Annotated in this window: 10 protein-coding genes; 6 read left to right on the top strand and 4 right to left on the bottom strand. The window is 42.9% G+C overall.

Annotated elements, in window-relative coordinates; all coding sequences use genetic code 11:
• Nucleotides 1–531 precede the first annotated feature (531 nt).
• Together aceE and ACQKC9_RS04360 are read left to right on the top strand one after the other, a co-directional pair.
• Nucleotides 532–3,342, top strand: a complete 2,811-nt coding sequence (gene aceE, locus ACQKC9_RS04365; protein WP_427620639.1) for a pyruvate dehydrogenase (acetyl-transferring), homodimeric type — start codon at nt 532–534, stop codon at nt 3,340–3,342.
• Between the two features lie 28 nt (nt 3,343–3,370).
• Nucleotides 3,371–5,092: a 2-oxo acid dehydrogenase subunit E2 gene (locus tag ACQKC9_RS04360; protein ID WP_427620638.1), complete on the top strand. Its 1,722-nt coding sequence runs from the start codon at nt 3,371–3,373 to the stop codon at nt 5,090–5,092.
• 196 nt (nt 5,093–5,288) lie between these two features.
• Here the strand turns inward: ACQKC9_RS04360 and ACQKC9_RS04355 are convergent, their stop codons facing one another.
• Nucleotides 5,289–5,915, bottom strand: coding sequence for an OmpW/AlkL family protein (locus ACQKC9_RS04355; RefSeq protein WP_427620939.1), 627 nt, complete (start codon nt 5,913–5,915; stop codon nt 5,289–5,291).
• Between the two features lie 282 nt (nt 5,916–6,197).
• On the opposite strand from ACQKC9_RS04355, the gene ACQKC9_RS04350 reads away from it, so the two are divergent.
• The gene (locus ACQKC9_RS04350) at nt 6,198–6,452 is read left to right on the top strand and encodes a hypothetical protein (protein ID WP_427620637.1); all 255 of its coding nucleotides are present in this window, start codon (nt 6,198–6,200) and stop codon (nt 6,450–6,452) included.
• Between the two features lie 176 nt (nt 6,453–6,628).
• Nucleotides 6,629–7,612, top strand: coding sequence for an ion transporter (locus tag ACQKC9_RS04345; RefSeq protein ID WP_427620636.1), 984 nt, complete (start codon nt 6,629–6,631; stop codon nt 7,610–7,612).
• A gap of 127 nt (nt 7,613–7,739) precedes the next feature.
• Here ACQKC9_RS04345 and ACQKC9_RS04340 read toward each other — a convergent pair whose 3' ends face one another.
• The 3 genes from ACQKC9_RS04340 to ACQKC9_RS04330 all read right to left on the bottom strand — a co-directional run bounded on the left by ACQKC9_RS04340 (nt 7,740) and on the right by ACQKC9_RS04330 (nt 12,695).
• Nucleotides 7,740–8,387, bottom strand: coding sequence for a TerD family protein (locus ACQKC9_RS04340; RefSeq protein ID WP_427620635.1), 648 nt, complete (start codon nt 8,385–8,387; stop codon nt 7,740–7,742).
• 97 nt (nt 8,388–8,484) lie between these two features.
• A complete protein-coding gene (locus ACQKC9_RS04335) occupies nt 8,485–9,627 on the bottom strand; it encodes a helix-turn-helix transcriptional regulator (RefSeq protein ID WP_427620634.1) in 1,143 nt (380 codons plus the stop codon).
• 227 nt (nt 9,628–9,854) lie between these two features.
• Nucleotides 9,855–12,695 (bottom strand): AAA family ATPase, encoded by a 2,841-nt coding sequence (locus ACQKC9_RS04330; RefSeq protein WP_427620633.1) that lies wholly within the window; start codon nt 12,693–12,695, stop codon nt 9,855–9,857.
• Between the two features lie 395 nt (nt 12,696–13,090).
• Here ACQKC9_RS04330 and rsmG point away from each other — a divergent pair, with 395 nt between their 5' ends.
• On the top strand, nt 13,091–13,768 hold the full coding sequence (gene rsmG / locus ACQKC9_RS04325) for a 16S rRNA (guanine(527)-N(7))-methyltransferase RsmG (protein ID WP_427620937.1): 678 nt from the start codon (nt 13,091–13,093) through the stop codon (nt 13,766–13,768).
• 238 nt (nt 13,769–14,006) lie between these two features.
• Nucleotides 14,007–14,786 carry a ParA family protein gene (locus tag ACQKC9_RS04320; RefSeq protein WP_427620632.1) on the top strand — a complete coding sequence of 260 codons (780 nt, stop codon included), beginning with the start codon at nt 14,007–14,009 and terminating at the stop codon, nt 14,784–14,786.
• Nucleotides 14,787–14,902 lie beyond the last annotated feature (116 nt).

Below are 14,902 nucleotides of genomic sequence, written 5' to 3'. Positions count from 1 at the left end.
CCTATGTATTAAAGCCTAATGTAAACGTTTATTTACCAAAAAAAAATGTGTTATACATATTTTGTATTTTAAGTAATATTTTTGTAAAAATCATATTAAATAGATGAATGGCGTTTTTGTCATGACCAGTTACCGTATGTTGTATATTCAATCAATCATATTCCGCAAAGCTATTAATAAATAATATTTACCTAAAAACTAATCATTATTTATTTAAAAAATACTTGTTATTCCATCATTTCTCTACAGCCATAAACAACCAACGCGTAAACGCTTATAATGGAACGTCATAGTAATTAACGTTTGAATAGAATAGTCGTAGCATTATGACGGTTTGGCAGATGTGTTGCTTTGATGCATTTGTCGATATGAGTAATACTATTTTTATAATCAAGCTGTATATCGTCGCACAAAACAAGGGAATGCTTGGACGTAGCAAGGATGTCATAAGTAAACCAATCTCTCATCATGCATTTTTCAATGAAGCCCTGCCATTAGGTAGGTATGACTGATATAAAAGGATTAACAAGAATGAATTATTATAAGGATGCTGATAGCACCGAAACTCAGGAATGGCTGGCAGCCTTTGAATCTGTGGTTAAACACGCAAACAAGGACCGTGCTCAGTTTCTCCTAAAAGCCTTATATAATATGGCAGTTCAAGAAGGTCTCCCGTTCAACAGACTAGACACTGCGTACGTCAATAGTATCGCTGTCGAAGATGAGCCAATGTACCCAGGCGATCTAGGCATGGAGCGTAAGATACGTGCGCTAATTCGCTACAACGCACTTGCTATGGTTATGCGTGCCAATAAAAACGATGATGATTTGGGTGGTCACTTAGCGACATTTGCCTCTAGTGCAACGCTTTATGAAACAGGTTTTAACCATTTCTTCCGCGCCGCTAGCGATCACTTCGGTGGCGACATGATCTATTATCAAGGTCACTCAGCACCAGGTATCTATGCACGCTCTTATCTAGAAGGTCGTTTGACCGAAGATCAGCTCGATAATTTCCGCCGTGAAGTAGGCGGCAAAGGCCTATCAAGCTATCCGCATCCATATCTAATGCCTGATTACTGGCAGTTCCCAACGGTATCAATGGGACTTGGCCCAATCATGTCTATCTATCATGCCCATGTACATCGCTATATGGAAAACCGTGGCTTGCTAGAAAAAGAAGGTCGTAAGATTTGGACATTCTTAGGTGATGGTGAAACGGATGAGCCAGAAAGCTTGGGTGCTATTTCTCTCGCTGGTCGTGAGAAGCTGGACAATCTAATATGGGTAGTTAACTGTAACTTGCAGCGTCTTGATGGTCCAGTCCGTGGTAACGGTAAAATCATTCAAGAGCTAGAGTCAGTATTCCGCGGCGCAGGCTGGCGAGTCATCAAAGTCATTTGGGGCGGTAACTGGGATTCATTACTTGGTAAAGATCATACGGGTGTCCTTAAACAACGTATGGAAGAAGTGGTGGATGGTGAGTATCAGCTATATGAAGCGCGTACGCCTGAATTTACCCGCAAAGAGTTCTTTGGTAAATATCCAGAGCTAGAAGAGATGGCAGATGCGTTGACTGACGAAGAAATCTCACGTCTAAACCGTGGCGGCCATGATCCAGTCAAAGTTTACGCTGCCTTTAGCGAAGCTATGAAAACCAAAGGCCAACCGACGGTTATTTTGGTTAAAACCGTTAAAGGTTATGGCTTGTCTGCTCAAACGCAAGCAGTCAACAAATCGCATCAGGTGAAGAAGCTTGATCAAGAAGCGTTGATGTATTTCCGTGATCGTTTTGATTTACCATTTACTGATGAGCAGTTAGAGACCCTACCATTCTACCGCCCTGAAGAAGGTTCGGCGGAAATGAAGTATCTAAAAGGTCGGCGTGAGTCGTTAGGTGGTCATTTACCAAACCGCCGTAGTGGTCATATTCCACTAAATATCCCTGAACTATCAATGTTCGATCGGGTATTAAAAGGTAGCAATGGTAAAGAACAATCTACAACGATGGTATTTGTAAGATTGCTATCTGCGATGCTCAAAAACAAAGACATCCAAGATCGCGTTGTACCAATCGTACCTGACGAAGCGCGTACGTTTGGTCTAGAAGGTATGTTCCGTCAATTGGGTATTTACTCGGCTGTTGGCCAAAAATATACACCAGAAGACAGTGAAGCGTTAATGGGCTATAAAGAAGCTATCGATGGTCACATGTTAGAAGAAGGTATCAACGAAGCAGGCGCAATGAGCACTTGGATTGCATTGGCAACCAGTTACTCTGTGAACGCGCTACCGATGATTCCGATGTATATTTACTACTCAATGTTTGGTTTCCAACGTGTGGGTGATTTGGCTTGGGCGGCAGGTGATTGTCAAGCACAAGGCTTCTTGTTAGGCGCAACTGCTGGTCGTACAACGCTTAATGGCGAAGGCTTGCAGCATCAAGATGGTCATTCACAGATTCTATTCAATGTCGTGCCAAACTGCGTCAGCTACGATCCTTGCTTTGGTTATGAGCTAGCTGTGGTCATGCATGATGGTTTACGCCGTATGTATGGTGAAGGCGAGCGCGTTTACTATTACTTGACGTTGATGAACGAAAACTACGAGCAACCTGCTATGCCAGAAGGAAGCGAGGAAGGTATCAAACGTGGTATGTACTTGCTTGAAGACAACGGTTCAACACAAGTGCAGCTATTAGGTTCTGGTGTTATCTTACGCGAAGTACAAAAAGCATCACAAATATTAAAAGACGAGTTCAATATTACGTCCAACGTTTGGAGCGTAACCAGCTTTAATGAGTTGACTCGTGATGGTATGGTTTGTGACGATTACAACCGTCTACATCCAATGGATGAAGAGAAAGTGCCTTGGGTTACTGAGCAGTTAGCACCGCACGAAGGTATCGTGGTTGCAGCGACAGATTATATGCGTAACTACTCAGAGCAAATCCGTGCTTGGTTACCAGATAATCGTCCTTACACGACTCTAGGTACCGATGGTTACGGCCGTTCTGATACGCGCGAAAACCTACGTAGTTTCTTCAACGTTGATGCTGCGCATATCGTTGTGGCAACGCTTAAACGCCTAGCCGATGAAGGTGAAGTTGAGATGCGTTTGGTTAAAGACGCGATTTCAAGCTTAGGTATCGATGTGGATCATCCACCTGCATGGCAGCAGCAGTCTTACTATGATCAGTCTCCAGATGCACCAGCGCCAGGTAACGTAAATCCAAATCCTGTACCTGAATTTATCGCTGAAGACGATGATGAAATTAGTAATGAAGGCCGTGCTGAAGATCAAGCAGATGCAAACGTACTTGATGATAAAGATGTCAAATAATAATAACCATAAGACGAGGAAATAAATCATGGACATTAAAGCCCCCGATTTAGGTGTGGATAGCGCCGAAGTCAGCGAGATTATGGTAGAAATTGGTGATGTCATCGCAAAAGACGACAACATCGTATTATTAGAATCTGACAAAGCATCAGTTGAAGTACCAAGCTCTGCTGCTGGTAAAGTGACTAAGATTAGCGTTGCTATCGGTGATCAAGTCAGCGAAGGTATGGTGCTAATTGAGCTTGAAAGCGCAGAGGATAGCGCAGAAAGCAATGATGACAGTGCTGCTGCTGAAGAGCAAGAAGCGAACAGCACAGACGATGTTAAACCAGAATCAAAACCTGAACCTGCTGCAACTGAATCAAAGCAATCAGAGACTGCTGCCAAGCCAGCCGCTAATGCTGGTAAAGCAACTACTCATGCATTACCTGACTTAGGTGTTGATGAGGCACAAGTTTCTGAAATTATGGTTAGTGTTGGTGATACTGTTAGCGCTGAGCAATCGATTTTGCTAATCGAATCAGATAAAGCATCGGTTGAAGTACCAGCGCCAGTTGCTGGTAAGATTGAGAAAATCTTGGTCGAAGCAGGTGATATGGTTGCTAATGGTCAGGACTTTATCGTCATCATGGCAAGTGGTGCAGATGATGCTACTGATAGTGAATCTGAAGCGCCTAAACCACAAGAGTCAGCACCAGCTAAAAAAGAAGATAAGTCAGCTGCTAAAACCGCTGGTGAGCCAAAACAAGCTGCTAAACCGATCAATACTGATACACCTGCTAGCAAAACAGAGGGTAAATTAACTGAAGCACAGGTCAATGAAAAATTGGTTGATGTGTACGCAGGTCCTGCCGTCCGTAAACTAGCGCGTCAGTTGGGTGTGGATATCACACAAGTGAATGGTTCAGCTCTAAACGATCGCATTCTAAAAGAAGACTTGTTTGCACATGTTAAAAACAGTCTAACCAAGCAGAAAGCGGCACCTGTGAGCAGTAATCCTGTTAGCTCAGGTCTACCGAAGCTGCCTGACATGAGTAACGCTGAGATCTGGGGTGAGACAGAAACACAAGACCTCAGCCGCTTGCAGAAAGTCTCGATACCACAGCTCAACTACAATACTTTGCTACCGCAAGTAACGCAGTTCGATCTGTCTGATATTACCGAGACTGAAAAACTACGTGGTGAGATAAAAGGTGGCATGAAAGCTGAAGGTGTTGGCTTTACTATCTTGGCATTTGTGGTTAAAGCTACTGCTTACGCGTTGACTCAGCACCCACGATTCAATAGTCATTTGAGCGATGACAATACTCAGGTTATATTGCGTAAAAGTGTCAATATGGGTATCGCAGTGGCAACTGATGATGGTCTTATCGTACCTGTTATCAAAAACGTACAAGATAAAGGCTTGAAGCAAATCGCGATTGAGATCGGCGAGCTTGCAGTAAAAGCTCGTGATAAGAAGCTCAGTACCAAAGATTTGCAAGGGGCAAGCTTTACAATATCGAGCCAAGGTAACTTGGGCGGTACAGCGTTTACGCCACTAGTTAATTGGCCACAAGTTGGTATCTTAGGTGTCTCTGAAGCAAGTATGCAACCACGTTGGGATGCTAAAAAACAAAGCTTTGAGCCACGTTTGATGCTGCCACTGTCTTTGTCTTATGACCACCGTGTGATCAATGGCGCAGATGCTGCTGTATTTACTCGTTATATCGCAACGTTACTAGCAGACCCACGTCGTATCTTGATCTAAAGCTAGCTAGCAATAAAAAAAGACTGCCCACGGGTGGTCTTTTTTTATGAAGATTATTTGTTCTTACAGGTTATTAGCTATTTTTATAAATAATTGCCTAGTAGCTAGTGTAGACAGATGGTAGTAACCATAGTTAATAGGCACAAAAAAGCCAGCTATCAAGCTGGCTCTTATTACGCATGGTATCTTTACTAATTTAGAACTGTTTAACGAATGCTACGCCATATACCCAAGGGCTGATATCAACTTCACCAATATCAGTACCGTTTAGGCTTGCATCTGTTTTGATGTCCATATAACGGGCATCGATACGGAAAGCTTCGGTAGGAGCAAAAGGAATATCAAGACCAACATGGCCAGCTACACCAACGCTATCATCAAGCTCTAAATCATTACCGTTACCAAGGTAAATTCTTTCTTTGAAAAATGTTGTGTAGTTCACACCAACACCAACAAAAGGCTTCACATTCATAGGCAAGTCATAGCCATCGAAGTGATACTGTACAGATAGAGTAGGTGGTAGGTGCTGAGTTTCTGCATCAATAGTAGTATCACCAGTTTTTAGAGTGATGTCATGATGGAATGGAATAGCAGCTAGCAGTTCAACACCAACGTTGTTAGCGATGAAATATTCACCACTGATAGTTGGACGTACATCGCCATCAACATCAACAGATAAACCGTTATCTAGAGTACCGTTGTCGCTTTTAGGATCAACATAATGTGCGCCAGCAGCAACAGACCAAGTACCAGCAGGGACTGCAAAAGCAGTTGTCATTGTAAGTACAGCAGCAGTTGCTAAAACTAGGGATTGTAGTTTCATCATTTCATTCCTTAACGTAATAAAAAATTATCAGCAGTTATCTAATGAGGGATGGCATTAGCTACTGATACATGATGTCATGATTAAAGTTTAATCTGTAACATTTAATCTCTATTATGATACGAAAATCATTATTACCGGTAAGGTTTTAAATATAAATTAGCAATGTTTCTGCAATAAATTACATTTACGTGTAATTCAATTGTCTACAGTCTATAATTAAACACAACAAAAGCTGCTCTTTAAGTAAGTGTCATTGACGTGAGTCGGTATCTCTTATTTATGATTCAACAAGAGGTGCAATATATTATGCTTGGCTATTGCAGTAACTCCCCTCTACGCTGTACGAATGCGCGTACGATGAAAATACTGAATCAGGTAGACTCTTGTTGTCCTGAATGTCACTTGTTTTTGATACCTGCACAGGATATTAGTCAGCAGCTTCGTGCTGACGAACAGTTCTTAAGGTTCTCTATCCTATTAATTGTGTTTATACTGCTGGTATCGGTCTATGTTTATTATCTGCATTTTGTATAGCCGCTAGTCATGGCTGATAATGGACAGGTCAGTACCAAATGAAGCGTTTCTGATAAAAATCACGGATGATTGCTGCAAATATCTCCTATGTTCTGTGATGAAAGTTTGGTTTTTATTGTTTGACTGTTGTTTTATTCTACTAACATCAAATCGGTATTTCACCGCATAGGGCTGGCATGTTATTCCAATCTATACGGCGCTTGCGTCATTTTGTTTATGATATTTTACAAAATGAAGAACATGACACGTTATTTAGCCGTTACGTTGATTATTTTCTTATATTTTTGATTATGACTAACGTAGCTGCTGTGATAGCAGAGTCTGTCGATCAGTGGTATTACCCTTATCAAGATTACTTCACCTTATTTGAAAATTTCTCTATCGTTGTCTTTTCTATTGAATACTTATTGCGCCTGTGGAGTGTGGCTGAAGCCAAGCCTGATAACACAACATGGAAACAGCGATGGGATTGGCTCAGAAGCCCATCCGCATTGATTGACTTAGTAGCCATCGTGCCCGCCTTTTTGAATTTCTTTGTCAATATTGATTTGCGTTTCTTGCGTATTTTACGTTTGTTTCGAATCCTAAAGTTGACGCGTTATTTTGCTTCAATGCGTATTTTGCTAGTCGTGATTAGCAAGGAGCGAGGCTCATTTCAGGCTGTTATCTTTATTCTTATTATTATGATTGTGACCGCCTCTAGCGGTATATATCTGGTAGAGAATCACGCACAGCCAGATGAGTTTGAGTCCATACCTAAAGCGATGTGGTGGGCTGTGGTAACACTGACAACCGTAGGCTATGGAGATGTCACGCCAATTACTAATGCTGGCAAAATATTGGGTGCGGTCATTACGATATTGGGCGTAGGTCTCGCAGCACTGCCAGCTGGTATTCTAGCGACAGGACTAGCGAATGAATTGGCTCAGCGCCGTGAAGAGCTTGAACAGCACTTTCGTGAGCAGTTAATTGATAGCGATTTTGATCTGGTACAAAATCAGATGATGATTGATAAAATTCGTCGAGAGCTAGGCTTAGATAAAGAGCAGGCACAAAATATCGTTTTACAAGTACTTCGAGAGCAAGAGCTCGAACGGCGTGAAAGAGAAGTTGAGACACGTCAAAAGAACTTCTGTCCGCATTGCGGTGAAGTTTTATAGGCAAGTGTAAGATGATTTATAACAGATAGGTTTTTAGCAATTAATTACAGCTAATGATTTGCCCATAAAAAGAGGTCTTGTGTTTGGATAGCACAAGACCTCTTTTATATGCGATTACTAATTGCTCTTATATTCCCTGAGGAATAGGCAATGCACGTGCTAACTCATGAGCCACTTCTTGTGCTGCATCTGCTAGATCTTCTGCAGTGAGTGGTAAGTTTTGCAATGTTAAATGCCAGTCGTCAACAGATCGACGCAGATGCGCTACCCATAACGTCGTGCAGTCGCGTGGAAGCTGCTTAAGGTTGACTTCAAAACAACGGTTTCCTTCATCGTCACTCAGATGAATTTCGCCTTTTTTCACCCTAGAGAACGAATGACCGTGGTATGAGTTGGCGATTAAACCAATATGAGTGATATGAGCGGGAATTTTTTCGAGTTCCAATCTGATTTGCTCTTGATCAAGCGGAGCCAGATACGTGGCTTGTTCACCGCGATCCTTACCATTTAAGCTGTCACCTTGATGCTTGACCGATTCAGCTTTATCACGTAATTGCTTAAACCAAACGATGTCACTGATGACGCAATTGTCATCGTACAACACGCAAGCCAGATCAATATCCATCGCGCTTTGATTTTTTTTGAAGCGTTTAAACATGCCTTTTGGCTCAATTTTGGTAAATTCATAATTGAGCGCAAAGAATAAAGTCCCTGCGTCTAGTCCCAGTCCTCGTAAACTATCTGACAACAGTGGTGATGGGGCGGTGGTCGACATAACTTTCCTTTTTTATTCTTAGTTTTTAACCGTTATCTAGATTTAGTGACTGCTTACTCGAGTAATGGTGATGTAAGCAAGCTTAATACCAGTGATATCACTCACTGATTGCTGTCGCAGGTTTGTCTAATACCGCTTGATAAAGTAGTTCAGGCTTAGCATCTAATAAGCCACTACCAAATCCACGTAGCCACCAGACCAGCTGTGAGGTTAAGTTAACAGTGGCTTTTACAGTAAGGGTATTATCCTCATTTAGCGTCACGGTTTGATCGTCATTAAGTTTACTTTCGGTCAGACTCTTACCAGCTTGCCTAGTGAACCTAAGCTCAACAGCGGTATTCTTGCCACGCTCGTCCAATTCGCCAAACAGTGGGTGGCTAAAGCCCATGCTGCCTTCATCCAAATACGTATCGAGTTGAAAATTCTCTGGTGTTTTTGCAGCGGTTTCGAGAATCTCAACACTATCAAACCGATGTAAGGCAAAGGTGCGAATGGTGGCTTCTGGATCGTCAGTACGAGTTGCCAGCAGATAGATAATCACACCGCGCTGGATAATTGCGATTGGATTTAGGATATATTCGCTGGCTTGTAATTTGTTGCTACGAGTATAACAAGCATGAATTTGCAGCTGATAAAATAGCGCATGGTAAATATTGTCTTTACTATCTAAATCTATATCTGGTGCGATAAGTGGCTGTGTGGCAGGCTCGATACGGACTCTGTCTATCCAAGAGTGGGTCACTTTGCTGTTTTTGAGCTGTCGCCGTGCTAAGTCAAACCAAGGAAATAATTCATCTAAGATCACAGGTGGCAGTAACTGGGTCAGATTGGCCTCGACCATATTAAAAGCAACCGCTTGTGATAAGTTCATATGCGGCAAGCTTTGTAATGGGGCGTCTTCTTTCCAGCGCCAACCTTGAGGATTGGCATTGTTTTTTTCGATAGGGAAGCGTTTGGCAAGGGCGTTCAAATCGCGTTGGACAGTACGTAGGCTGATATCGAAGCCTGCCATCATCAGCTGCTCATAAATATGCGTGGTGCCTACCCAGCGATTGCGCTGTAGTTGTGATAGTACCTGCCATTGCCGAGCAGTCGTTGCCGCACCATGTCGATTGTCATTAATATTGGCGGCATTGACCTCTTTTGAGGTGCCAGTGTCTACAGCTGCAAGCGCACCTGCCTGCTCACTAGGATTGGACTGAGCTTGGATGTTATCAGCATCAGTAGGATGTACAGTCATTAAGAGATACCCTTTATGAAGTTACAAGTCGGTTTCTGGCACGATATTACTCGATCAGGAACCGTTAATCATCGCAGAAAAGCAGCGTAGCGTCTAGCGACGTTCATACATGCGTATGTTTATTTAATAGTTGTTATTCGATGATAGCTGCTCGATCTAGGCATAGACATAACAATGAATCTAGTCGAACAGCAATGTGCGTACGTATCGGCAGTACCGTTCAAATTTTAATTGCCATCTTCATCGACAGCTGTTGTCTCGCTATCGTTTAGGGTGTCATCAATAGGCTTAGCATCGCTTTGCTTGCTACTTGTCTCGCTGTTTTTCTCATTACTTCTCTCATCTTTACGCTTTTCTTTTATTCTCTTATCTTCTTTCTTTTGACGTTTTTCTTTACGCTTTTTCTTCGCTTTCTTTTTGGACTTTTCATCATCGATATCGTCCGTGCTGTCTTGGTTTTCATCCCACAGCATCAGACGGCTTAATACTTTGCCAAATAAAGTATCTTTACGATAACGGCCTTTTTTATTCATGGTGTCGATGGGCAAACCAGTCATCAGCGTCAGGGCTTCACTTAGCGTATAGACGCCATAGATATGAAATTTGCCTCTATTTACTGCATCGATAATGTCGTCACGTAGCATCAGTTGTTTGACATTAGCCATCGGAATGACGACGCCTTGATCGCCTGTTAGCTCTTGCTCGCGGCAAGCGTCGAAGAAACCTGCGATTTTGGCATTGATGCCACCAACTGCCTGTACTTCGCCTAGCTGGTTCATTGATCCAGTAATCGCGAGAGACTGATTGATAGGGACGTTTGCTAACGCGGATAGCAATGCACAGCCCTCGCTAACAGTAGCACTATCACCATCGATTTGCGCGTAGCTTTGCTCGAACGCCAGTGAGGCACTAAAATTCAGCGCATGATGTTGACTAAACAACGCACGCAAATAGCTGGTCATAATCAGCATGCCTTTGGCGTGTAAACTACCGCCCAAGTCTACATCACGCTCAATATCAAGAATTTCACCTGTGCCAATATTGGGCTGAATGACCGCAGTAAGCCGTGCTGGCATGCCAAACTCACTATCGGCATAACTGACCACGGTTAATGCATTAACTTGTCCGATAGCATCGCCTTGCGTTTGAATCAGCTGTTGGCCGTTTTTAAGCTCATCCCAGTACAGATCGCGCAAATATCCTGAACGCTCATCCATGTCATCGATTGCTTGAGTGACGTGATCTGCCGTCACCATAGTCTCATTGTTTAAGCGAGCGTGACGGTTTGATTCATGCAAGAGTTTAATCAACAAATCACTGTGTAGGCTTAAGCGATCTTGTTCTTCAGCTTGCAGGCTTAAGTGCTCAAGTAGTGTGGCCTGCGCGCTACTATCAAACGAATAAAGGTCGGCATAGTCGATGATATCGGCCATTTTTGCGACCAGTGCCAATTCATGCTCAATGGTACGAGGCACATCGTCATGAAAGTCAGCGCGGACTTTGAATACCGCATCAAATTCAGGCTCAAGCTCTAGCAGCTCGTAATATAAATCTGCTTCACCTAACAAGATAACCTTGATATCTAAATCAATAGGCGCTGGTGACAGAGACAAGCTACCGGTTAGCGTCAGCATTTGCTCTAGACTTGATAGTTTGATTTTTCGTGATTGTAATGCGCGCTTTAAGCCTTGCCATGCATAAGGATGCTCAAGGACGTGGCTAGCTTCTAACAGTAAATAGCCGCCATTGGCGCGATGTAGCGCACCTGCACGAATCATACTTACGTCAGTGGTTACTGTGCCTAATTGGGTGATTTGCTCGACATGCCCTAACAAATTGAGATGGGTTGGCAAATCCTCAAAGACCACAGGTGCGCCACTGTCAGGTGCATGACTGACAATAACATTGACCGCATAACGACTGGGCGTTGTAGCCAACACTGCCGTCACAAACTCCTCATCATCGCCATTGACGATACGCTCTACATGAGTGACCATGTCGTCGAATACAGCCTTGAGATATGCCACGACAAGTGGGTGAGTCGAAAACTGCTCATAGATAGGGGTAAATAGCGGCTGTAGAGCACGTTGCGCAATACTACGATGTAACGCCTCTATCTCATCGTTGGCTTCATCTTCTAGTTGCTCTAAAGCGATAGTCAATTGACTCAGGCGCTTTTGCATATGGTTTTTTTGTACAAAGTTATTCAGCTCAGCTTCATACTCATTATTGTCATATGTAGAATCTTGGCTTTCCTTACGCTCATTATTTTCATTGCCCAAAATGTGAACTTTTTCGCTATCGTTGAGCTTTTCTGAATTTTTACGATTGCTAGGTATTTTTATTTGCTTATCATCACCGCTATTGCTTTCTGTAGGCAGTTGACTGGGATGAACAAATACGGCTTTATTATCGAACGAGCGAAACGTTAATGCTAGGTCATATTGTTTGCCTTCAGCATTAAGCGCGTCATAGGCATGACTTTCTTTTTGATGAGTACTGTTTTTGATAGCTTCGATTTTGCTCTGGTATTGATCGCTACGAAAGCGTTGGCTTAAACGCTTTTTTGCTTGCTGCCATAAGTTATTAACTTGCTGCTGTAATAGCGAGGCTTGACCAGCTGGTAGACGCAGCGCCAAAGGTGTGCGTGGATCGGTGAAATTATGCACGTATACCCAATCATCTGGCGTCGGTGCGTCGGCGGCAATACGTGTTAACAGACGACTAATGACGGTACGCTTGCCCAAACCGTTTTCACCAGCGGCAAACACATGATAACCACTGGCTTTAATATCTAGCGCTGTATGTAATGCTTTAAGCGCGCGTTGTTGACCGAAGCCCACATCTAAGTCGGGCGCCGTGCGTGTGTCTGTAGGCAATTCATCAGGGTCGCTATAGCGTTTTAATTGCTCAGCGGAAATGCGACAATTTTGCTGAACTTCTGTGAAGATAGGGTTTGGGGTATCAGGTGCTGTTTGCTTAGTGTTTTTTGTATCGGTAGCAGGTACTACCATATTGTTAGCGTCTTTTGATACTTGCAATATAGGGGTATAGGGTTGTTCTGTCATAGGCGTTTGAAAAATCATCTTAAAAAGTATTAAAGGAATATGAGAAGTGATTGGTTTTATCTAGTCATGCGTATTCTGAGTTTTTTATAATCAATCATGACATCTTACAAGATATAGTCACCTATTAGCGAAGTCATTAAGCGCAGTTTTGTATCATATTTAGGCAAATGCTTGAGCGTAAACAGTAAAAAACGAATGACTTAATCAGCGAATTGGAGACAATCAAAGCAGAATAACGCCTCATGATAAGCGTAGATAGTATAAGATGTCCCACATTGGCGCAATCTGCAACTATTCAATGGGCAGACTGCATGATAAAATAAACGGTTCACAAGTCAAACTGGATAACTCGTTGTATGTCAGCTTTCGCTAAAAACTCTTCATCGTCTGCTAGTATGGGTACTATCAATATTGATCCGACTGGTTTCGTAAAGCTTGGTTCGCAACTGCCGAAGCTAGCCAACATCTTGGCGCAAGCGATAAATGAGCTGGGTCTGCCGTTAAGTGAAACGCAGCAGCGCACGTTATTATTGTACTTAGACCAGCTTTTACTATGGAATAAGGCGTATAATCTGACCGCGATCACTGATCCAGAAGAAGCGCTGATCAAGCATGTGATAGATTGTTTGTCTATTATAACGCATTTACCTGCCGGATCGTTGCTAGATATCGGCACGGGAGCAGGGTTGCCAGCAGTTATTATTGCCATTTGTCAGCCTGAGCGCCAGTGTACTGCGCTTGATAGCAATCAGAAGAAAATTCGCTTTATTAAGCAGATCAGCAGCGAGCTCGGTTTGAGTAATATGCAGCCGATTGCATCTCGTATTGAAGCGCACGAAGCAAGCTATGCTGTGGTGACATCACGAGCGTTTGCCAGTTTGATAGATTTTGTAGAAGTCGCGCAGCCAAGATTAGCAGATGGTGGCTTCTTATGTGCTATGAAAGGCAAAGTCCCGAGTGAAGAAGAGCTGCATGCATTAGATAGCGATTGGCATATCAAAACCATCAAGCTGACGGTGCCACGTTTGCACGACAGTCGTCATTTAATTGAAATGTCTGCTAAAGATAGTTGAACCATAAATACTTCGCAGTCATGAAACAGGCACTGTTTTTTGTGAAACACAGTTTACGTCTGTATCTAAATGACATAGTATTTAAAAGCATTTAAAATGCTCGACCATAAACTGAGTATTTTAGACCATAAATTGCTTATTTTTAAATACTGAGCGAGTGTCGCTGTACAAGATTGAATAAAAATAATCGTACCAACCGAGTCAAAAGTAATAGACCCTAATAAAATTGAGTGAGTGTATGGAAATCATAGCAATTGCGAATCAAAAAGGCGGTGTGGGTAAAACCACAACGGCAGTAAATTTGACCGCCAGCTTGGCTGCTAAACGCAAGCATGTACTGCTGATTGACTTAGACCCACAAGGTAATGCGACCAGTGGTACAGGTGTTGACAAAAACGAGTTGAATCTTACCATAGCGGACGTTTTGCTAGATGGTGTCGCGTTGTCTGAAGCAATTGTTACCAGTCCTGCAGGGTTCGATGTCATCGGTGCCAATCGCGATCTGGCTGGCATGGACATTACCTTAATGAGCAAGACGGACAGTCATGAGCTGTTCAAAACCGCTATGGCCGAATTGGTTAACGATCAGATATCTACACAAAAACAGCCATACGATTATGTGATTATCGATTGTGCGCCTAGTTTGAACCTACTGACGATTAATGCGTTGGTGGCTACAGATAGTGTGATTATCCCTATGCAGTGTGAGTACTATGCACTAGAAGGGTTGGCTGACTTATCACAAACCATTGAACGCCTTACAGAGTTAAACCCCAAGCTATATATTCGCGGTGTGGTCAGAACGCTATTTGATGCGCGTAACACGCTTGCCCGTGATGTCTCTACTGAGCTAGAAGCGCACTTTGGCGATATCATGTACAAGACTCATATTCCAAGGAATATTCGCTTGGCAGAAGCTCCTGCGCACGGCTTACCAGTTATTGCGTATGAGAGGTGGTCAAAAGGCGCACGCGCGTATCAAAAGCTGGCCGCTGAAGTGATGAAGCAAAGCAGCTAGTTTCTATCTAAAGTTCTCACAAAGAATTTTTAGATAAAAAGTGTCACTGATCAAGACAGTAAATGAATAGCATAAGTATAGAACACTTAACATTGTATTTAGTAAGCCGCATCAGT

It is taken from the genome of Psychrobacter sp. NPDC078409 (assembly GCF_050268505.1).
Taxonomy (GTDB): domain Bacteria; phylum Pseudomonadota; class Gammaproteobacteria; order Pseudomonadales; family Moraxellaceae; genus Psychrobacter.
Note: the sequence above shows the minus strand (reverse complement) of the source record. Positions and strands in the feature narration are given on the sequence as shown.

Bases quoted from the DNA above. Each gene is read 5' to 3' on its own strand.
- ACQKC9_RS04360 (WP_427620638.1), top strand. From the start codon at position 3,371: ATGGACATTAAAGCCCCCGATTTAGGTGTGGATAGCGCCGAAGTCAGC.
- ACQKC9_RS04345 (WP_427620636.1), top strand. From the start codon at position 6,629: ATGTTATTCCAATCTATACGGCGCTTGCGTCATTTTGTTTATGATATT.
- ACQKC9_RS04335 (WP_427620634.1), bottom strand. From the start codon at position 9,627: ATGACTGTACATCCTACTGATGCTGATAACATCCAAGCTCAGTCCAAT.
- aceE (WP_427620639.1), top strand. From the start codon at position 532: ATGAATTATTATAAGGATGCTGATAGCACCGAAACTCAGGAATGGCTG.
- ACQKC9_RS04340 (WP_427620635.1), bottom strand. From the start codon at position 8,387: ATGTCGACCACCGCCCCATCACCACTGTTGTCAGATAGTTTACGAGGA.
- ACQKC9_RS04355 (WP_427620939.1), bottom strand. From the start codon at position 5,915: ATGAAACTACAATCCCTAGTTTTAGCAACTGCTGCTGTACTTACAATG.
- ACQKC9_RS04350 (WP_427620637.1), top strand. From the start codon at position 6,198: ATGATTCAACAAGAGGTGCAATATATTATGCTTGGCTATTGCAGTAAC.
- rsmG (WP_427620937.1), top strand. From the start codon at position 13,091: ATGGGTACTATCAATATTGATCCGACTGGTTTCGTAAAGCTTGGTTCG.
- ACQKC9_RS04330 (WP_427620633.1), bottom strand. From the start codon at position 12,695: ATGACAGAACAACCCTATACCCCTATATTGCAAGTATCAAAAGACGCT.
- ACQKC9_RS04320 (WP_427620632.1), top strand. From the start codon at position 14,007: ATGGAAATCATAGCAATTGCGAATCAAAAAGGCGGTGTGGGTAAAACC.